The sequence below is a fragment of the Legionella pneumophila subsp. pneumophila str. Philadelphia 1 genome, assembly GCF_000008485.1.
In the GTDB taxonomy this organism is placed as follows: Bacteria; Pseudomonadota; Gammaproteobacteria; order Legionellales; family Legionellaceae; genus Legionella; species Legionella pneumophila.
Genome location: NC_002942.5, coordinates 413957 through 434602, shown reverse-complemented (window position 1 = coordinate 434602; position 20646 = coordinate 413957). Strand labels below are relative to the sequence as shown.

Genomic DNA, 20646 nt, shown 5'->3' with positions numbered 1-20646 from the left:
GCACTCAACTATTAATATCATAAATATTACTTCTTCTGTATAATCTAAAACAAATCAATAAGCATATTTTGCTATGCACATTCAAATTGATGGCATTCCTATAGAAATACTGAGAAAACCCATTAAAAATTTAAATTTGAGAATTTATCCACCCGATGGGTTAGTGAAAGTGAGCGTCCCTTTAAAATACAGCGAACAGCTAATAAAACAACAGCTGCAGGAAAAAAGTAAATGGATTCGTGCCCAATGCGAGCAAATTCGCGCACGATCTTTTTATCGTGAACCATCGCTTCAAACAGGTGCAACCATCCCATTCAAAGGTAAAAGTTATTTATTAATTGTTGAAGAACATTATGGCCCTTCTCAAATCCTGATCAAAAATGAATTAATTTATTGCTATACAAAACCCGATTTAACTCCACAGCAAAAGCAGAACATTCTGGATCGCTGGTATAGAAAAGAAATGAATCTTGTCATTCCCAGGCTTATTCAACAATGGGAAGCCATCATGAAAGTCAAAATTAATCAATGGGGTATAAAAAAAATGAAAACCCGCTGGGGTTCGTGTAATCCTCGCGCACAAAGAATCTGGCTCAATCTTAATTTAATCAAAAAACCTTTGGAGTGCCTTGAATACGTTCTTGTTCATGAAATGGTGCATATTTTGGAAGCCAGTCATAACAAACGATTTTATGCACTCATGACACAATTCATGCCCAAATGGCAAGAATATCAAAGGATACTGGAAGGCACACCTAATGCCAGTACATTTGCAAGGTAATCATCGAATTCATTACCTCATTATTTCCAAAAAATAATTCTTGGCGTACAATGCATTATCACTTTGCCTGATTGGTGTAGACAGGTTGTTTAATCCGGACTTAATCGCCCATAATATTTGTACTCAAGGCTTTCATATCATTGATGAATTTCTGGAAGAGGCACACTACTGCTCTTTACGAAACATGGCTTATGAATTAAAACAGCAAAATTTATTCAGAAATGCCAAAATTGGCCAGAACTTACAAGCACAGCAAAATGACAAGATTAGAAGCGATCAAATTTTCTGGATAGATGCAGACTCCCCTTATCCGCCCATTCAAGCTTACTTAAAAAAACTTATCTCTTTGGGCAATATTCTGAATCAAACCATGTATCTTGGTTTAGCAGAATTTGAAACTCATTTTGCAATTTATCTCCCTGGAACCTTTTATAGAAAGCACATTGATCAATTTGAAAGTACAAAAACCAGGAAAATATCATTTGTCTATTATTTGAATGACACTTGGCAAAAAGAATTTGGTGGCGAATTGTTACTCTACAATATTGAAGATGAGCTCATTCAAAACATTTCTCCATTGGGGAATCGGTTCGTCTGTTTTGATAGTCAATTACCGCACGAAGTCTACCCAACTCAGCGAACGCGCTTCAGTATGACAGGCTGGATGAAAACACGCTCAACCTCCGTACTGGCCGACAATAAACTGACCAAAATAACCCAGTAGCACTTTATACGCTGTTCTATAAAAAAATGAATAATTATTTTTTAACTTCACAACAGCTATTGAACTTTAATTTAAGTTGATATTAAATGAAACACTATGATTCCATGGATCAGGAGTTAATTACCATGCCTATCAGTAATGCCTTTCTTAAGTTATTCAGTGAATTTGTTGATAATTATGCGCGCAATGGCACCCCTTCATTTTATCATTGGGCAAAGGAACAAAACCATGAAGTCATTAACAAATTTTTCCATGAGCTTTTGGAAATTATTAAATCAAACACAGAAACATTTCATGATGTCAGTATCATAGAGCACCTTAATGCTACAGTACTATTATCAGCAAAGACCAATCCCTACTTACTCGATTGTTGGATTTCATTTATTACTAAATACAATGCTGAAACCAACAGTTTTACCCCAATAGGGGCTTCGATGCACATTAAAGTCGGGCCAGAAGGCACGCCATCCGAACGGATAATAAGGGAGCTCAAAGAAAGTCTGGTCATGACGCAACAAGCGTTTATTTTAGCTCAAAAGGCCAATGCTACGGAAGTTGATTCTTTAAAAAGACAACTTGAGCAAACAAAGCAAGAAAACGAGCGCTTAGTCACACAAAATCAGTTTCTAAAGGATCAAGTCAGGGCAGAGAAAACATTTGCAGACCTTAACCCACAGATTAACAATGCCCGGCAGCAACTCAGTGCTTTAACAGAATTAATACAAACTCTAAGCGAAATCACAAATGCCAAACCCAAAATAGAAACTGTATCTTCCTTATCCATTCCAGTTGTTACAGAAAATAAATCTGAACTTCTAAAGGAAAATTCATGCTCTGTCGCTTCTGTATCCAAGGAAGTTACTCCTGCAATCAGTCAAGAGCCGAAAAAAAGACCAGTTCCACCCCCCCCCAATGATACGGATGGTCAAGCATTATCCCCCAATATACCCCCTAAAGAAGATGTGTCTATAAAAGTTACAATACCGTCCATGCCCAAACCAAATTCAACCCAGCCTGCTGCAAAAAATTCAGGTTTCTTTTCAGGCGATGGTTTTTTAAAAGAGTTAAATGCAAAAATTAAAGAAAGAAAGGAACGCCCAAAAGATGAGCCACATACCACTCCCGTCGAAAAAAAAAATCTCTAGTTAAGCTAACTTCTGTTCCTCCTGAATATAGGGCACTCTTAGCTAAAATGGAGGAAATTAGAAATGCAGTAACAGGAAAATATCCTCATACCGATGATTCATCGCCAGAGTCAACTCCTCCTTCATCCCCAGAATTAACCCGTTGGAAGTGAGGGATGAATTAAAATCCATAGTCTACTGTAGAATAAAAATTATGGTGTATAATAGCTTTTTTACTTAAGTAATAAATCATGCATGCCTTAGAAATTAAACAACTTTCAAAAACCTACTCGAATGGAGTTGAAGCGTTAAAAGGCATTGATTTAACAGTGAATACCGGCGATTTTTTTGCCCTGTTAGGAGCAAATGGCGCTGGCAAATCGACTACCATTGGTTTAATCACATCTTTAGTCAATAAAACTTCAGGAAACATCAAAATTTACGGCTTCGACCTGGATGCTTATCCCGAAAAAGCCAAATCTTGTCTGGGACTTGTCCCTCAAGAAGTCAATCTGAATATTTTTGAAAACTGCGAGCAAATTTTACTGAATCAAGCTGGCTATTATGGCATTTCAAGAAAAAAGGCTTTCCCCAGAGCGGAAGCCTTGCTAGAACAACTAGGACTTTGGGACAAGAGACGTTCTATAGTACGGCATTTATCAGGTGGAATGAAGAGAAGACTTATGATTGCCAGAGCACTGATTCATCAACCCAAATTACTGATTCTGGATGAACCCACCGCCGGTGTTGATATAGAAATAAGACACAGCATGTGGGATTTTCTAGCGAGAACTAATGCAGAAGGAACAACGATTATCCTGACGACTCATTACCTGGAAGAAGCAGAACAATTATGTAAAAACATCGCAATAATCGATAAAGGTCAAATTATTAAAAATACCTCAATGAAAGCCTTATTACAAACCTTACGCCATCAAACCTTTATCTTTAACACAGAAAACCCTATTGATTATTTGCCGGATATACACCCGTTCAATGTGACTCCGATTGATCCAACTACTTTTGAATTGCGTGTTGACAATAACTTCAGTTTAAATGAAGTATTCTCTGTATTAACAAAACAGGGAATAAAGATTCACAGCATGCGCAATAAAACCAACCGATTAGAAGAACTTTTTATGGATCTGATTAAAAATGGGATTTAAATATCAACTTATTGCCCTTTATACCCTGGTAAGACGTGAAGTGGTTCGTATGTTTCGCATTTCGAGTCAAGTATTTTTGCCGCCAGTAATCACCACAACGTTATATTTTCTAATTTTTGGAAGTTTAATTGGACCTCGTATTGGAGATATTGAGGGCGTGGATTATTCACAATTCATAGCACCCGGATTAATTATGATGTCCGTTATTATTAATTCCTATGGAAACGTCTCTAATTCACTATTCAGCGTAAGATTTCAAAAAAGTATAGAGGAAATGCTGATTAGTCCCATGCATAATGGACTTTTATTGTTAGGTTATGTGATAGGAGGCGTGCTGAGAGGATTGATCGTCGCAATTCTGGTTTTTGTTATCTCTACCTTTTTTCTGCCTGTTGAATTAGATCATTTACCAATGACCCTTCTAGTTGTCGTGCTTGTTGCAGCCATATTCTCACTGGCTGGATTTACCAATGCCATGGTCGCTCGAAATTTTGATGACATCATGCTGATACCCACCTTTATCCTGACCCCTCTTACTTACTTGGGAGGAGTCTTTTACAGTATTAATATGCTGCCCCCCTTTTGGCAAAAAATCTCTCTTTTCAATCCAATTTTATACATGGTAAACGCTTTAAGACACACCATGATCGATCAGGAAGAAGTTAGTATTACTCTGGCTATGATTATTATTTTCCTGATGTTAATTGCTTTGACAGTAGGGAATATGATTCTTTTAAAAAAAGGGGTGGGATTTCGCGAATAAAAAACAGGATTCCCTGCAAAACGGATCTATTTGCGTTTAAAACCCAATGCTTCCAGGCGCTGTTCAATACTAGGGTGAGTTGAAAAGGCATTATTTAGCGATTTTACAGGGTCAATGTGAGAAGGATCAAAAAGATAGGAAGCTTGCCTTACCTGTTCATGAGGGGTATCTCCATAAGCTTTTGCATATTGCTCCGCATTCTGAACATGGTCTTGATTAATTTTAAGCAAAGCCCTGGCCATAGGCTCATTATCTCTCATTAATTCGACACAACCGGCGTCAGCCATGTATTCTCTGGTTCGGCTTAAAAAGAGAGCTAGTAAAACAGTAATAATAGGTAAGACATATCTTAAGATGATAATAACCATTAACAAGCGGTTATCTCCTCTTCTGTCTCGCTTGTAAATTACGGAATAAAACAGGATATCAATGACAATTAATAAAATATTACTGAGCACGGCAACCATGAGAGTCAATTTAATATCATGATGTCTGATATGGCTTAACTCATGAGCCATTACAGCCTGCATTTCAGCCCTGTCCAGTTTTTCCATCAATCCACGAGTAATCGCGACCATCGCCGATTTCTCACTGTAACCACTGGCAAAAGCATTCATGTAATTGGCTTCGATAATGTAAACTTTAGGCATGTATTGCAATCCTGATGCGACTTTCATCTCTTCAACAACATTGTACAATTGTTTTTCTTGTAAGCTACGAGCCGTTTCTGGCGTTATTTGATAATACTCCGTCCCCAATAACATAATGCGGTCATAAAGAGCATAAGTAATTAACAAGGAAATGCCTGCAAATGCGATCATTAATAAAGTAGCAAAAGGCACCACTTTAAAAGTGATTAAAGCATGGATAATATTTTCTAACGAGGCATGAGGATACATGCTTTGTAAAACAAACGCATCGACTATCAATCCCACAAAGATATAAACTAAAAAAAAGACTGCAATCACCCTTCGGGTCTTTTTCTCATTTCGCCTCAATTGAGCACGCCAATCTCCTGCTGTGGCATGATAATCTGCAATCCCCATGGTATATTGCTCAAAGTTTCACAGTGTAATTTTCTTTTGCTTGAATTTGCTCTTCTGGAAGCCCCCAATAGATAAATTCTTTATCCAAAGCAGAAGAAAACATTGCCACAACCATGGATTCAAAAAATGATTTTTTCTTGGCGTTATAACGTTCTATCCCATCATTATAAGCTTGTTTCGCATAAGCTAACTTGTTTTCTGTGTTAACAATTTCCTCTTGTAACTGCATGACATTTTGGCTAGCTTTCAAATCAGGATACTGTTCAAAAACCAAATTCAAATTGGATGCAATTTTTGAAATTCCATTTTCTGCAGCAATTCGACCTTGCTCATCTCCCGCATCTTTAGCAGCCTGGGCCTGATTACGTAAAGCAACGACATCCTTTAATGTTGTTTTTTCGTAATCCATGTATTTTTTAACTGCTTCGATCAGAGATTCAAAAACTTTAAATCGCCTATCCAATTGAATATCTATTTGTTTTTTGTTGTTATTAATTGCCTCTATCAAACCGATTAGAGTGTTATAGATGCTAATTGCCCAAACGAATGCGAGTGCGATAATAATTAAAATTGCGATAAAAAATGTTTTCATCTTCCTATCCTGTGAAAGGTTCCTTCCCTAATTTATAGCTCGAAATTTCAGAAAATAACAGCTAAGATAAGAAAAAAGAAACAACTGGATAACGTGTTTTTTGTCACAAAAAGAGATTCAGGTTGCCTGAAAAACAACCTGGATAGCACATCAAGTATAAAGACAAATTGATAATTAATGAACTATTTGCATTTCTGTAATAGAAGCTCATTTGATTTTGATAAAATTTGTCTTAAAAACTGACCTGTAAAAGATTGAGGGTTTTCAGCAACCATTTCGGGTGTTCCTGTTGCAATAATCTTTCCCCCTTTACTGCCTCCTTCAGGACCAAGATCAACGATCCAATCAGCCGTTTTTATCACATCCAAATTATGTTCAATAATGACAATGGTATTTCCTTGCTCTCGCAAGCGAGTCAACACAGTTAATAACTGTTTCGTGTCATGAAAGTGTAATCCTGTTGTGGGCTCATCGAGAATATATAGTGTATTTCCGGTATCCCTTTTTGATAATTCTCTGGCCAACTTGATCCTTTGAGCTTCTCCTCCAGAGAGAGTAGTTGCACTTTGTCCAAGCTTTATATAAGACAAACCGACATCCATTAATGTTAGGCATTTTCTGGCAATAACAGGAATGGCAGCAAAAAAAGCGCACGCATCTTCGACAGTCATGTCCAACACTTCATGAATATTTTTGCCTTTGTAGTGAATTTCCAAAGTTTCCCTATTGTATCTTTTGCCTTGGCATACATCGCAAGAAACGTATATATCAGGTAAAAAATGCATTTCAACCTTGATAAGACCATCACCTTGACAAGCTTCGCACCGGCCACCTTTTACATTGAAACTAAAGCGCCCAGGTTGATACCCTCGTGCTCTTGATTCCGGAGTCCCTGAGAATAAATCTCTGATATGAGTAAATAAACCAGTATAAGTTGCCGGATTGGAACGCGGAGTTCTGCCAATTGGACTCTGGTCGATGTCAATAACCTTGTCACAAAGATGCAGTCCAGAAATGTCCTTAACCTCACCTATAGTCATTAAGCTGGCTCTGTTTAGTGCATTGGCAGCAATAGGATATAAAGTATCATTAATCAAACTGGATTTACCTGAACCAGAAACACCTGTAATACAAGTCAACAAACCTAAAGGAATACTGACATCAACATTTTGTAAATTATTGCAAGACACGCCTTTTAAATGAATCATCCGATCATGGTTAACCGGAATTCGATCCTTGGGAATTTCTATTTCCTTTTTCCCAGACAAATATTGGCCGGTGAGAGATGCGGGATTGTTCATTACCTCTTCAGGAGAACCGCTGGCAACTACTTCCCCACCATGCACTCCAGCCCCAGGCCCTATATCAAGAACAAAATCAGCGCTTCGGATAGCATCTTCATCATGTTCGACAACGATTACAGTGTTTCCCTGGTTGCGTAAATGCATTAAAGTACTCAATAATCGGTCATTGTCACGTTGGTGCAGCCCTATTGAAGGCTCATCCAAAATATACATCACCCCTACAAGCCCTGAACCTATTTGACTAGCCAGGCGAATACGTTGAGCTTCTCCGCCAGATAGAGTCTCCGCGCTTCGAGCCAAAGACAAATAATCTAGCCCGACATTCACCAGAAACCCCAGCCGCTCAACAATTTCCTTATTGATTTTTGCTGCAATTTCACCCCTATACCCCGATAACTTCAGCTCTTTAAAAAACTGATAGGCTTGCTCAATAGAATAGCTGGTGATTTCTGGTAGATTTTTATTATCAATAAATACATGTCGAGCTTCTTCACGCAATCTCGCTCCCTGGCAAGATTGGCAAGGGCGTGAGGATAGGTATTTGGCAAGTTCCTCCCTTATCATACCAGAATCTGATTCACGATAGCGGCGTTGCATGTTAGGAATTATTCCCTCAAAACTATGCCGCTTAACCATGTATCCTCCATGCGGCCTATGATACTGAAACTCGATTATTTCACGACCACTACCATACAAAACGATTTGTTGCATTGCTTCACTTAAATCACAAAAAGGCGTACTGGTATCAAAACCATAGTGCCTCGCAAGCGACTCAAGCATGCTGAAATAATACGTGGTTTTCCTATCCCATCCCCTGATTGCCCCTTCTGCCAAACTGGCGGTTGCATCGTGGACTACTCTTGACGGATCAAAAAACTGATCCACTCCAAGCCCATCACATGAGGAACATGCACCGACAGGATTGTTAAATGAAAAAAGCCTTGGCTCAAGTTCACTTAAACTGTAACCGCATTCAGAGCATGCAAACCTTGAAGAAAATAAAAGTTCATTGAAATGACCATCCATTGAAGAAACGATGACAAGACCATCTGCCAGATTGAGCGCATTTTCAAAAGATTCACTCAAACGTTGAGCCAAATCAGGGCGTACTTTAAAGCGATCAATAACTACTTCAATAGTGTGCTTGGTACGCAATCCTAATTTAGGGGGAGAATCCAGTTCATAAAGCTCTCCATCAATACGTGCACGTACGTACCCTTGCGCTTGCAATTGTTGCAAAAACTGGACATGCTCTCCCTTCCGTTCACGAATAACAGGCGCCAGAATCATCACTTTACTGTCTTCTGGTAAAGCCAATACCTGATCAACCATTTGACTAATGGTCTGAGCATGCAAGCTGGTGTGGTGGGTAGGACACCTTGGCTCTCCGACTCGGGCATAAAGCAAGCGCAAATAGTCATAAATTTCGGTAATGGTGCCTACCGTGGATCGGGGATTATGAGAGGTAGCCTTTTGTTCTATAGAAATCGCCGGGGAGAGCCCCTCTATCGAATCAACATCAGGTTTTTCCATCATGGACAAAAATTGTCGAGCATAAGCAGACAAAGATTCCACGTAACGGCGCTGGCCTTCGGCATAGAGAGTATCAAAGGCTAAAGACGACTTCCCAGAACCAGACAATCCGGTTATTACGATTAATTTATCTCGAGGAAGCTCCAGGTCCAAGTTCTTGAGATTATGGGTTCTTGCGCCACGAATGGTGATGGTATGCATAAAATTCGCTAATTTGACTTAAAAAATACATGAGTATATCTCTGCTATAATAATAAAACAAATTGCACACTATGATGCGAAATAGGGATTTTAATATGAAATCACTAATAAAAAACTTGCTTTTCATTGTGGTATTTTCAATCAACTCATCTGCTCTCTATGCTATCAATGGTAATACCCGAGTGATTCAATGGGCTCAACAAACCCTTATGGATACTTTATCTGTCAGCTATACTTCAAAGCCACAAGATTTTGTCGCTGTTCGCAAAAATTACTCACTTAATGCCTGGAGTGGAATAACCGGATTTTTAGGGGGTAATATGCAAAGCATACGCGAAAAACAACTAACACTTCATCCGGTTTTACTGCCCGACACCCAAATTCTCTCAACAGGTCTTTATTCGGGTATGAGTTATTGGATTATCAGACAATCCGTAGCCATTGATGAACTGAATACCAAACTGACTTTTACCTTAACCATCCTGGGACGATCTGGGGCTGCAGGCTCTCCATACATAGTTCAAAGCTTAAGTATATTGCTCAATGCATTATAATTACAAATTAAACAGGAATCACCTGAAATATGGATTGTCTCCATGACCACATGGAATCATCAACATGAAAGGTATACTCTCGCTTTAAATTCTGCTTCAATATAAACAGGACTTACGAAAAACCCCAAGGTCGAGGCAAAAAATTTTTTTAATGAGAGAGTTTAGATACACTAAATGACCTAATTAAAAACATTTTTTAACAAAGAGATTGGGGTTTTTCGTAAGTCCTGATAAAAGCAACAACTGGAGGACACAACCATGCCTAAGTGTATGCATTTTATTTTGGCTACTGCATTAATTTTTGTTACAAGTACATTTTATGCCAGCAATCTACGGGAAATAGAACAAGAAGTAAGTGATTCAGTGATTACTGCCAAAATTACTGCAAAGTTTGCCGAAAGCAGGCACTTGAATCCATTAAAAATTTCAATTGACACAGAAAAGGGAATCGTGACTCTAAGTGGCTATGCTCCTGATAAACAGGCTTTCATAGATGCCTTGCAGATCGCCAAAAACACGAAAGGTGTCAAGGCGGTTCATGCCAAAGAGCTCCACATAAAGAAAGTCAATACCGCTTTCACAGATGCCTTCATCACGGCAGAAGTTGAAACTGCTGTTCTAAAAGCCAAAATTCTGGATGATGAATCAATACCATTGGTTGGAATCAATGCCAGCACAACGAATGGCGAGGTCACCTTGTCTGGGCATGTAAAAAGTGCGCGCTCCATTGCTGCCATCATTAAACGCGTAAATGAGATACCTGGCGTCAAAAAAATCGTTACCAATTTGGAAATTCAGGAAAATACATGAGTCCATTAACCCAATTTAAATTCTTTTTATGGTTTTTTAGCCACTTTAAAGTAGCCTTGATTGGTTATTTAAAGCCTAAGTTAATTCAGCTTACCGATAATGAAATTGTTGTGCGACTGCCATTGACAAGACGCAGCCGCAATCATCTGCATTCCATGTATTTTGGTGCCTTGGCAGTTGGTGCGGATATAGCTGGAGGATTACATGGTTTTTATCATGCTAAACAAGCGAAATGTAAAGTATCCCTGGCATTTAAATCTTTTCAAGCCCAGTTTCTGCGTAGACCTGAATCCGATGTTTATTTTATATGCACAGAAGGGGATGTAGTTAAAAAAATGATAGAAGAATCAAAAAAATCCGGTGAACGAATTAATAAACCAATTCATATCAAAGCTTATATCAATTATTTGACCCATCCAGAAGAAATTGCTGATTTTATCCTTGAACTCTCTTTAAAAGTTATAAAATAACAGCGTTCGATTATTATACAAATATTAAGCCTACAAATGAAAATTGTTTTTTCAATCTCATTTTCTTAAATATCACATGATTATCAGTCTTCTAAAATCACTTATTATTGAATTGATTACACCATTTGACAAAGAAGCCACTCATGTCTAATTTTAAATCATGATGGCGCTATTTTTACCGCAAGGATTTGCCTATGATTGACCTAATAATACAAACTCAACCTGATGACGAAACTTGCGGACCAACCAGCTTACACGCCATTTATTTATACTACGGTTTGGATTTGCCATTAAACGAAATCATTCAAGGAGTGGACAAATCTCTTTCAGGAGGCACCTTAACACCTATGTTGGGAAAACATGCCCTTCTTCATGGATTTAGAACAACTGTTTACATCTATAACCTGAATATATTTGACCTCACCTGGTTTCATAATGGTGAAGTCAATAACTCCTTTTTGATGGATAAACTTGAAGCTCAAATGAAATACAAAAATGACCCTTATATCACCAAAGCTTCTCTGGCCTATTTAGACTACTTAAAACTGGGAGGAACAATTCGCTCCAAATCACTGAACGTGGACTTGTTAAAAAATTATTTTAATAAGAAAATCCCCATTTTAACTGGCTTAAGTGCTACTTATCTCTATCGCAGTGCAAGAGAATACTTTACTCCGGAAGGCAAATCAGTTTACGATGATATTCGTGGTGAGCCTTGTGGGCATTTTGTTGTACTGTGCGGTTATGACGTAAAAAAACGCCTTGTAATTATTGCTGACCCTCATGCAGAAAACCCACTGTCTCATAACAATTATTATAAAGTAAGTATCAATCGCTTGATTAACTCTATAATGCTTGGTGTACTAACTTATGATGCGAATCTACTCATAATTGAACCTAAAGAGTGATAAATGCAAACAGTTATTGTTACTGATGATCTGGATAGCTGGTCTTTTTTAAGTGAGCTTGCCCCGATAGTACATGCCTTGGAATATCTTAGTGGGGATGAGTATCATCAAAATAAATCATTTCGGGTCATTAACTTATGCCGATCTTATAATTACCAATCGATTGGCTATTATGTATCTTTACTTGCACAAGCCCGTGATCACAAAGCATTACCCTCTGTACACAGTATTCAGGATGTTTTAAACGTCAGTTTATCCAAACTGATCTCTCAGGATACTCATGAAGAAATACAACACAGTCTCCACGATATCAAAGGCAATGAATTTGTTTTAAGCCTCTATTTTGGCCAAAATCTGGCAAAGCGATATGCAACATTGGCAAAACAACTCCATGGTCTTTTTCCTTTACCACTCATTCGCTTTTATCTGGAAAAGAAAAAGCAATGGCGAATTAAAACGGTAGTTCCTTTGTCTTTGTCGGATGTACCAGAGCATCATCTGGAGTTTATGCGCCAATCAGCTGAAAATTATTTATCAAAAAAGAGAGTTCATCAATGGCGTAAAAAACAACGATTTCATGATTTGGCCATTCTTGTCGACCCCTCCGAACCCAATGCCCCATCCAATAAAAAAGCCCTTGAACTTTTTGTTTCTTGTGGTGAGGAACTGGGATTAAACGTTGACATCATAGATAAAAATGAAGCAAAAGCAATCGCTGAATACGACGCTCTTTTTATCAGAGCAACTACTTCCGTTAATCATTATACTTATCGCGTGTCACGACGCGCAGCCCAGGAGAATTTGGTCGTTATTGATGACCCACAATCTATAATTAAATGCTCCAACAAAGTTTATCTTGCAGAGCTCTTAAGCAGTCATCAAATCATGACGCCAGACACCTTATTCATCAGCAAATATGATAAGGAATTACCCAAGATTGAATTCCCCTGTGTTTTAAAAAAACCTGACAGCGCCTTTTCTCATGGCGTGGTTAAAATAGATGATGAAAAATCTTTACAAAAATCTCTTAACCAGTTTTTTAAAAATTCTGATTTGGTAGTGGTTCAACCGTTTATACCGACTGAATTTGATTGGCGCATCGGCATCCTTGATAATAAAGCACTTTTTGCCTGCCGCTATTTTATGGCAAAAGGTCACTGGCAAATCTATGATTGGCATTGCCAGGAAGAAAATAAAGAGGGGGATAGTGAAACACTACCCCTTCATGAAGTGCCAGAGCAGATTATTAAAATAGCTCTGAAAAGTACACGTTTGATTGGTGACGGATTATATGGTGTCGATATAAAAAGTCATGGCAATAAATACTACGTTATAGAAGTGAACGATAATCCCAATATTGATCATGGCCTTGAAGATAAAATACTAGGCCAAAATCTGTATGAGCAGATCATGAGTGTCTTCTTACAACGAATTCGCAGGAAACATGGTTATGTCTGATTTTCCTATTTTTTCTGTCTTGGGGATTGAAATAGAATATATGCTGGTGGATAAAGAGAGTTTAAATGTCCAACCTAAAAGCGATCTTATTCTAAGGGCTTTGGCAGGTCATCAGGTTAATGAAATAGAATTAGGAGACATTGCGATAAGCAATGAATTAGTATTGCATGTCCTTGAGTTAAAAAATAATGGTCCCAAACCACTACATGTTCCAGTAGCTGAACATTTCCAGAAAACCATTAGAGAGCTCCAGCCCCTTCTTGCTCAACACAATTTATTGCTATTACCTACTGGCGCTCATCCCTGGATGGACCCAAATACTGAAACAATTCGCTGGCCTCATGGTAACCATGATATCTATAATCAATTTAATTCAATTTTCAATTGCCAGGGACATGGCTGGGCAAACTTGCAAAGTATGCATGTCAACCTGCCTTATTCCAATGAAGAAGAATTTTGTCAATTGCATAACGCCACACGCTTGATTTTACCTTTATTACCCGCCATTGCGGCAAGTACTCCATTCCTTGATGGCCAAGCTACAGGATTACTGGATTCTCGCTTGTACTTTTATAGTCGCAATCAGCAACGCATTCCCTCCATCAGCGGCGATATTATTCCTGAGTTTATTAGAACAGAAAGGGAATACCAGGAACAAATTCTCGAACCCATGTATCGAGACATTAGCCCTTATGATCCCGAAGGTATATTACAATATCAATGGCTAAATTCTCGTGCTGCAATTCCCAAGTTTGACATGAAGGCTATTGAAATTCGCATTCTTGACAGCCAGGAATGTGTAGAAGCAGACATTGCCATAGCAAAAGCAATCAATGCCATTTTAAAATACTGGCAAAGCACCTCGAATTTTTATCTTGATAATCCATGCGACACCAAGAGTTTAAAATACGTTTTTGATGAAACCATAAAAAACGGATTAAGTTGTCATATCGATAACAAACGATTACTGGAGCAATGGCAATTACCCCTTCAAGGGATGTCAGTCAATACCATCTGGTCACTATTGATCGAAAGAATTAGTCATGAACTGGATAGGAAACAGCAACTGGCTCTTGAACTTATTTTAAAACAGGGAAATTTGAGTGAAAGAATCCTCAAGGCTTGTAGCTCCTGTGTCAATCATGATTCTTTAAAACAAGTGTATACGCAATTAGCCCATTGTTTGCTTCGTAATGAACAATTTACCCCCTGATATAATGAAAAATATAGCCCTTCTAATCAGTTGTGAACATGCTGTCAATACAGTTCCCTATGAATATCAAACCCTGTTTGAACCTCATAAAGACATATTAGAATCTCATAGAGGCATTGATTTTGGTGCGCTAGAAATTGCACAATCGATTCATAAAAACAACCCTTGCAGTTTGTTTCAAGCCACCTGTACAAGGCTCTTGGTTGATTGCAATAGGAGTATCAATCATCCCCATTGTTTTTCTGAGATTACAAAAAATTTATCATCGGACAAAAAGAAAAAAATACTGGATGAATTCTATTTGCCGTTTCGCAATCGCGTCATGGACCACATTCACCAACTGATTAGCCAAGGACTGCAAGTTTGGCATCTGTCCACACACAGTTTTACTCCTGTAATGAACAACATCATTCGCATGACTGACATTGGCCTTCTATATGACCCTCGGAGTAATTCAGAAAAAATCTTGGCCAGACAATGGCAAAAAGAAATCAAAATACTCCACCCCCAATTAAAAGTACGTATGAATTATCCTTATAAAGGAATCAGTGATGGCTTTACTACATCCTTGCGTAAAAAATACAGTCATCATGAATACATAGGCATTGAACTGGAGGTCAATCAAAAACTTGTCTTTCACAACCACAGCCTGGACGCACTCAAAAATACACTGCCATTGAGCGTATCAAACACGATTAAGGCTTATCAAAAATCAGAGAGGTAAGCGACAACATTTTTTTCAAGTTGCAATTTAAAAAAACCAAGTGGCTGAATTAAAAAATTTTTTTACAAAAAAGATTGAGTTTTTACAAGCACTGATCATGTGTTAATATTTGCTTAAGTATTTTTCTTTATAATATCACAAGTTAATTTTTTTAATATTGAAATGATTTCAGAAAAGATCAAGCTTTTAGAATCCTTTAAGCAAAACCAATTCTCTAAATTAATTGAAAAAATTAATTCAAAAATCCTTGCGACTTTAAAAAGTGGACATTTCAACCCCAGACTGGCCCCCTACTTGGAAAAAATGAATAAAGACGGGGTTCCATTCACCAATTTTGATCTTGATCCGGAAAATATTTCTCAAATCAAGAAACTCATTAACGCCCTTTACCATGCCCGTTTAGCTTTTCTGGATTTAGAGAATATTGACATAGGGAACATCAAACGAACTATCCCCGATCTCAAATTACTTTATAGCAACACGATTCACCAGGCCTATCAAGCCGGTTATCTAATCACTAACCTCGATGTTGATTTGCAGGAAATGTTCAAGGAAGAGATTGATCTTATTCTCCCTGTCATTGGAAAATTACAAGCTTTTGCTGGTGAACACCAGGAATGCACCAAGCGTTTGGCAGAGTCTTGGAAGGATTTTCCTATAAGCTATAAAGCAGGAGAAGTTACAGGCATTGCCTTAGAGCAAATGCAACCGAGAACAGGAGATTGGGATTACCAATTCCTCACTCAATTCAGTGCCGTATTACCTGGTTATATAGAAAAATTAACTCAATACATTCAACAATACTCTTCGCAAATCAAAGAAAAAGAGCCTACCCTAAATAATGAAAAGCTGGAAGAATTACAAAACGCATCATTAAAATTACTAAATGACCTGGAACATCTGAAAGGGAATGACTTTTTTATATCCCTTAAAGTTTTAAAATACATTCACATTATCCGTAATATCATCACATTGGCGACAAGCTCTGTTGAACAAATGGGACATTTCAGCGATTCATCCCAGGATGTCATTCGTGATAATTTGGCTCAATTAAAATACGTTGTATTACCTACTTTATTTGGATTAGTAGATAAAATTGAAGACAATGCCATGCTGAAGCCTGGCACACTGTCCATTCCGTTAATGGAAAAAATCAAACCTCTATACCAACTTTTAATTTATTACGCATCCAAACCCGTCAATTTCAAAGAAAAAGGAGAAGAGTTACTCAGTATAGAGGACTCCCGTTTTCTCGCTTTAAGACTGGAAAGAACATATCAACGAATTGATGAAGCTAACAAAGCCCTTTTTAAAATTCAAAAAGCGCAAGAAGCTCTGGATAATTTTTACAAAATATTGGACACCCCCCCCTATAATAAGCAACCCATACATCAATTACCGAAAGAAATTAAAAACCAACTGATTACATATTACAAAATAATCAGTCCTTATATGATGGATGTGGATCCTGATCTCAATATTTTGTTGATCGATAGTTTTCAGGGCCCGGAATCCTGGTCTTCTTATTTAAAGAAGCCGTGGCGTTGGTTAAGAGGCACTCTTCCTGCCGATCACGCCAGTTTTGTTTTAGCGCAAAAGGAAGCATTACAAACTTTAATTAGCAAAAAGAAAGCCACTCAACAATTTCATATCGAATTGAATAGAGACCTTATCGAATCTGTTCACAAACAAACAAATCTGGTTTTATTTCCTTATAGTGAAAAAACGAATGTCTTTCTTCTAGATGAGACAAAAGCACTAAACCCTGCTAATGGCGCTACGGACAAACTAAAATTCAGGCCAGAGAAAGGACATAATATACTGGTTAATCCTGAGGATTTAACATCTGAACAGGCTCTTGACCTCTATCAATGGTATAGAAACAAACGTGAAAAATTCAGAGTTGCCAGCAAAGCATATAACGAATTTATTACCTTATTAAAAAAGCAAACCAAGACAATCGCTGAAACGGAAGGCAGGATTCTCCATTTAAATAATCTTGATAAAGAGACCAAAACTCGCTGCCGTAATTTATATAATATATTTCAACCTTATTTTATCGATGGGATACCTCCTGAACTCAGAGCTTCCGCAATAAGTTTTGACAAATTTTTGGTCCATTCCTTTTCTAATGAGTCATCCACCTATGATGCTCCGGCAGTTGACCTGTTTGAAAAACTGGATGAACATTTTCAAATTTATTTTACAGAAATTGATTTACAATGGGGTAAAAAGAGTAATCAATATTTAAAATGGGCCCAGGAAAAATTTGCCAGTGAAAATAACTCAACCGAACTTGAACATGATGAAAAACTGGAAAGCAGAGCCCATCATTTAATTAAACATACCAATTTCTCTAAATGCATACATGAGTTCAGAACGGAGCTTAATCAAGTCATTTCGTTTTTTAATAATGCGATGAGGGCACAATTAAAACAACAACCCAATGGAATACCTTACCCTGAATTGCAAGATCACAACAAAGAACTTGCCCAGAGTGAACAGGTTGTTGCGATAAAACGCATATTCAATAGCCTCTATCATGTTGAAAAGATTGTTGTTGAACTGGAAAAACTCGACACCAGAAGTTACGAAAGCATTTATGTCTATCATTTAATACAAGCATATGATCACATTAATGAAATTAAGAAATTAGCGCTAAAACTCGCTGTTGATCCTCATTTTAAGCTCATAGCAAGCGAGTTACTGGAAAAAGCGCAAACTCTTATTGCAACAATACAAGAACACAGTGATGCGTATCAGGTATCCCCCTTAGAAGTACCTTATAACCAGGATATTAAATACAATGCTCTCTGGTATACACTCAATGCTTTTTATATTTCGCCAAAACACATTAGAAGTTTAAGAAATACCAACTATCTCACGACAGAAGAACTCAACGACTTACACTTAAAGGCAAAAAAAGCAACCGTTACTGTAGAAAATATCATTAAAAGTTCAAACTCCTATTTCAAATTATTCTTACAAACGCCTGCCATGTATTCTCTCTATAGAGAAATGACGAACAAACTGAATGAGTTTATTAGCACATCACATGACGCCGTAATGAATAATCTGGATCAATTCCGCTCCAAGATTTTTACACCCATGCTGATGGAAGCGGACGCATGGGAAGATAAATTAGGATTGGTACCAGGCACTATCTCAGGACCATTAAAAACAATAACGGATGAATATTATAAAGGCCTGTTACATCCTTTAGCGCTGCATTCCAAAGCACATATTCGAATGATATGTGATAAAACACCAATAGATCAAAGAATAAAAACAACGAATAAAAAACTCGAAAATGCAACACAACATTTGGATAAAATAGAAAAAAATTATAAACATATCATCAAGCTATATGAAATTATCAAAACAAAAGGTGGCAAAACCACTGATGATGAATTAATCGAAACTTATAAAAAAGCTCTGTACAAATTGGTAAAACTACAAAAGAGATTACCCCAGAATACAGATCCTGATCCTAAAGATTATGAATTAGACACTCTTTTAAATTCAGAGCTGAAAGAGTATGAACCTAAATTAACGCTCATTAAGCCTCTCATTATCTCAAGCTACCATCATTATGAAGGCTTAAAAGCCACTTATCTTATGAAAGCAAATACTGCCAGAGAAAAGTTGACTTATCTTAAAGAGTTACGATCGACTCAGGAACAAGAAGATCTCCTTTATATAGAAGAATACACTACAGAATCATTTAATAAACAATTAGATGCTTTCTGCAACCGTCATATAGGTTTACAATACACTGACAAGGAATATCGCACAAAACTTAGAGAATATTTACTGACTTTCAAAGAAAGTATTATTCAACGCTCAAAATCCGCAGAAGATATTAATTTAACTATAAAAAATTTGCTAAAGGAAAAAATTAAAAATTTTGAAAGAGATAATTTTGAGAAATATTATCATCTTGATGCAGTAAGAGTCGCTTTAGCTCAATTTAAAAACTACTTTAGTCTTTCTACCGCTGCCATCGAGCAAAATAATTCGACATTTGAAAGCGAAGAGACACTGGCGAAAAAGACAGAGCTCATTAATAAACTGGTTGATATCAGTGAAGATGGAACCCTTACGCCAAAAGAGCGTGTAGACCAAATATCATTCCATGTTAAAAATCCTAATTTTGAAAGAATCATCATGGATTACAAACAGGAAAGCTATTTTAGCTTTACCTATTTAAAACAATGCATCTTATCCTTATTGGAAGCGCTTTGCCTGTACACTCCGGAGAGAAGAAAACTATTTAATAATTTGGAAAGCTCTGTAAAAACCCAGCCTAAAATCAATGAATTGACCAAACGATTTGGATTATTTGCTGGCAATGAGTCAGCTATCTCTAGTGAATCCAGGGCAATTACCCCAGTTTCTTCTGTTGAAAATAATGGAACAATTGAGTTAAACCAATTAGCGCCATCCGCATAAAAATATTTGATTTAATCTTTTAATTTACCATAACCTTGTCTAGGTGTTGAATGCGATAGTTTTTTGTAATGTTACCCCAATAAATTCCTCTACTTCATTAAAATGCTCCAAACTCTCCGGATTTGCCAACAAAGTGTTATAACCCAGTTCCCGCACTGGGTCGAGGTATTCTTGAATGTCATCGACCAGTAAAATCGATTCCTTAGGTAAATAACTGTATTTTTCATGATGCACGGATTGAATCACCTGAGCCTTTGTCGTTATTTCCTTTCGAATAAGTTTCCCCTCTTCAATTATCATTTTACTGATAAAAAACAGAGAATCCTTTTTAAACCCGCCAATACCAGAATGGAAGCCATCAACGCTTGCAATAAAATCAGTCATTAAATCGACACAAGATTGAAGATCAGGACGTCCGCTCAAAAAGTACAAAGGAATATCAGTGTGAATAGAAAACTGTACTAAACGTCTAAATTTTTCTTTATTTAGGTGGGTAGCTCCAATTGACCCATCAGGCTGAACATCATATTCTCCATTTTCCTTCCTTGCAGGAAGAGCAACGGTGCCGTCAAAATCAAGAAAAATAACTTTTTCAGGCAAATGCCCCAAGTCCTTCTTTAGAAATAATGATGAATACATTTTTCCTCCTGATACTTAATGTTTCTATCCCTTCAAAATATTGTGGAGATTCTCAATCTCTACAGGTCAGCGTATCCGATTAGATCAATCGAAACAAGGTAACTGAACATCTCTTTAACAGGAAATATTTCCTACCCTTTCCAGAAATCACTTGCAGAACAGGTTTTTCAAAAACAAAAGAACA

General features: G+C 37.4%; 17 protein-coding genes. 13 read left to right on the top strand and 4 right to left on the bottom strand.

What is annotated here, in order from left to right:
* Window positions 1-73: 73 nt before the first annotated feature.
* The 5 genes from LPG_RS01960 to LPG_RS01940 all read left to right on the top strand — a co-directional run bounded on the left by LPG_RS01960 (window position 74) and on the right by LPG_RS01940 (window position 4558).
* The gene (locus LPG_RS01960) at window positions 74-781 is read left to right on the top strand and encodes a M48 family metallopeptidase (RefSeq protein ID WP_010946141.1); all 708 of its coding nucleotides are present in this window, start codon (window positions 74-76) and stop codon (window positions 779-781) included.
* An 85-nt stretch (window positions 782-866) separates the two neighbouring features.
* Window positions 867-1505, top strand: a complete 639-nt coding sequence (locus tag LPG_RS01955; RefSeq protein ID WP_015444855.1) for a 2OG-Fe(II) oxygenase — start codon at window positions 867-869, stop codon at window positions 1503-1505.
* Window positions 1506-1591: 86 nt separating this feature from the next.
* Entirely contained in the window at window positions 1592-2650 is a 1059-nt protein-coding gene (gene vipA, locus LPG_RS01950) for a Dot/Icm T4SS effector VipA (RefSeq protein WP_010946139.1), read from the top strand.
* A 230-nt stretch (window positions 2651-2880) separates the two neighbouring features.
* Entirely contained in the window at window positions 2881-3795 is a 915-nt protein-coding gene (locus tag LPG_RS01945) for an ABC transporter ATP-binding protein (protein ID WP_010946137.1), read from the top strand.
* Window positions 3785-4558 (top strand): ABC transporter permease, encoded by a 774-nt coding sequence (locus LPG_RS01940; RefSeq protein WP_010946136.1) that lies wholly within the window; start codon window positions 3785-3787, stop codon window positions 4556-4558. Before LPG_RS01945 ends, LPG_RS01940 begins: the two co-directional genes overlap by 11 nt.
* Before the next feature lie 26 nt (window positions 4559-4584).
* On the opposite strand, the gene htpX is transcribed toward LPG_RS01940, so the two are convergent.
* From htpX to uvrA, 3 genes are all read right to left on the bottom strand, one after another.
* Window positions 4585-5604, bottom strand: a complete 1020-nt coding sequence (gene htpX, locus LPG_RS01935; protein ID WP_010946135.1) for a zinc metalloprotease HtpX — start codon at window positions 5602-5604, stop codon at window positions 4585-4587.
* 10 nt (window positions 5605-5614) lie between these two features.
* Complete coding sequence (locus LPG_RS01930) at window positions 5615-6196, bottom strand: LemA family protein (RefSeq protein WP_010946134.1); 582 nt, start codon at window positions 6194-6196, stop codon at window positions 5615-5617.
* Between the two features lie 182 nt (window positions 6197-6378).
* Window positions 6379-9234, bottom strand: a complete 2856-nt coding sequence (uvrA, locus tag LPG_RS01925) for an excinuclease ABC subunit UvrA (RefSeq protein WP_010946133.1) — start codon at window positions 9232-9234, stop codon at window positions 6379-6381.
* A gap of 95 nt (window positions 9235-9329) precedes the next feature.
* On the opposite strand from uvrA, the gene LPG_RS01920 reads away from it, so the two are divergent.
* The 8 genes from LPG_RS01920 (at window position 9330) to sdhA (ending at window position 19823) form a co-directional block, all read left to right on the top strand.
* Window positions 9330-9788 (top strand): hypothetical protein, encoded by a 459-nt coding sequence (locus LPG_RS01920; protein ID WP_015444856.1) that lies wholly within the window; start codon window positions 9330-9332, stop codon window positions 9786-9788.
* Between the two features lie 258 nt (window positions 9789-10046).
* Complete coding sequence (locus tag LPG_RS01915) at window positions 10047-10598, top strand: BON domain-containing protein (RefSeq protein WP_015444857.1); 552 nt, start codon at window positions 10047-10049, stop codon at window positions 10596-10598.
* Window positions 10595-11068 (top strand): PaaI family thioesterase, encoded by a 474-nt coding sequence (locus LPG_RS01910; protein ID WP_010946130.1) that lies wholly within the window; start codon window positions 10595-10597, stop codon window positions 11066-11068. The genes LPG_RS01915 and LPG_RS01910 overlap by 4 nt, the downstream gene beginning before the upstream one ends.
* Before the next feature lie 194 nt (window positions 11069-11262).
* Complete coding sequence (locus LPG_RS01905; protein WP_015444858.1) at window positions 11263-11976, top strand: C39 family peptidase; 714 nt, start codon at window positions 11263-11265, stop codon at window positions 11974-11976.
* A 3-nt stretch (window positions 11977-11979) separates the two neighbouring features.
* Window positions 11980-13434, top strand: a complete 1455-nt coding sequence (locus tag LPG_RS01900; RefSeq protein WP_010946128.1) for a RimK family protein — start codon at window positions 11980-11982, stop codon at window positions 13432-13434.
* Entirely contained in the window at window positions 13427-14647 is a 1221-nt protein-coding gene (locus tag LPG_RS01895; protein ID WP_015444859.1) for a carboxylate-amine ligase, read from the top strand. The genes LPG_RS01900 and LPG_RS01895 overlap by 8 nt, the downstream gene beginning before the upstream one ends.
* Window positions 14628-15371: an N-formylglutamate amidohydrolase gene (locus LPG_RS01890; RefSeq protein WP_010946126.1), complete on the top strand. Its 744-nt coding sequence runs from the start codon at window positions 14628-14630 to the stop codon at window positions 15369-15371. Before LPG_RS01895 ends, LPG_RS01890 begins: the two co-directional genes overlap by 20 nt.
* Window positions 15372-15533: 162 nt before the next feature.
* Window positions 15534-19823, top strand: coding sequence for a Dot/Icm T4SS effector SdhA (gene sdhA, locus LPG_RS01885; RefSeq protein WP_010946125.1), 4290 nt, complete (start codon window positions 15534-15536; stop codon window positions 19821-19823).
* Window positions 19824-19862: 39 nt separating this feature from the next.
* Here sdhA and LPG_RS01880 read toward each other — a convergent pair whose 3' ends face one another.
* Window positions 19863-20462, bottom strand: coding sequence for a lpg0375 family Dot/Icm T4SS effector (locus LPG_RS01880; RefSeq protein WP_010946124.1), 600 nt, complete (start codon window positions 20460-20462; stop codon window positions 19863-19865).
* Window positions 20463-20646: the final 184 nt, after the last annotated feature.

Bases quoted from the DNA above. Each gene is read 5' to 3' on its own strand.
- LPG_RS01960 (WP_010946141.1), top strand. From the start codon at position 74: ATGCACATTCAAATTGATGGCATTCCTATAGAAATACTGAGAAAACCC.
- vipA (WP_010946139.1), top strand. From the start codon at position 1,592: ATGAAACACTATGATTCCATGGATCAGGAGTTAATTACCATGCCTATC.
- LPG_RS01945 (WP_010946137.1), top strand. From the start codon at position 2,881: ATGCATGCCTTAGAAATTAAACAACTTTCAAAAACCTACTCGAATGGA.
- LPG_RS01940 (WP_010946136.1), top strand. From the start codon at position 3,785: ATGGGATTTAAATATCAACTTATTGCCCTTTATACCCTGGTAAGACGT.
- htpX (WP_010946135.1), bottom strand. From the start codon at position 5,604: ATGGGGATTGCAGATTATCATGCCACAGCAGGAGATTGGCGTGCTCAA.
- LPG_RS01930 (WP_010946134.1), bottom strand. From the start codon at position 6,196: ATGAAAACATTTTTTATCGCAATTTTAATTATTATCGCACTCGCATTC.
- uvrA (WP_010946133.1), bottom strand. From the start codon at position 9,234: ATGCATACCATCACCATTCGTGGCGCAAGAACCCATAATCTCAAGAAC.
- LPG_RS01920 (WP_015444856.1), top strand. From the start codon at position 9,330: ATGAAATCACTAATAAAAAACTTGCTTTTCATTGTGGTATTTTCAATC.
- LPG_RS01915 (WP_015444857.1), top strand. From the start codon at position 10,047: ATGCCTAAGTGTATGCATTTTATTTTGGCTACTGCATTAATTTTTGTT.
- LPG_RS01910 (WP_010946130.1), top strand. From the start codon at position 10,595: ATGAGTCCATTAACCCAATTTAAATTCTTTTTATGGTTTTTTAGCCAC.
- LPG_RS01905 (WP_015444858.1), top strand. From the start codon at position 11,263: ATGATTGACCTAATAATACAAACTCAACCTGATGACGAAACTTGCGGA.
- LPG_RS01900 (WP_010946128.1), top strand. From the start codon at position 11,980: ATGCAAACAGTTATTGTTACTGATGATCTGGATAGCTGGTCTTTTTTA.
- LPG_RS01895 (WP_015444859.1), top strand. From the start codon at position 13,427: ATGTCTGATTTTCCTATTTTTTCTGTCTTGGGGATTGAAATAGAATAT.
- LPG_RS01890 (WP_010946126.1), top strand. From the start codon at position 14,628: ATGAACAATTTACCCCCTGATATAATGAAAAATATAGCCCTTCTAATC.
- sdhA (WP_010946125.1), top strand. From the start codon at position 15,534: ATGATTTCAGAAAAGATCAAGCTTTTAGAATCCTTTAAGCAAAACCAA.
- LPG_RS01880 (WP_010946124.1), bottom strand. From the start codon at position 20,462: ATGTATTCATCATTATTTCTAAAGAAGGACTTGGGGCATTTGCCTGAA.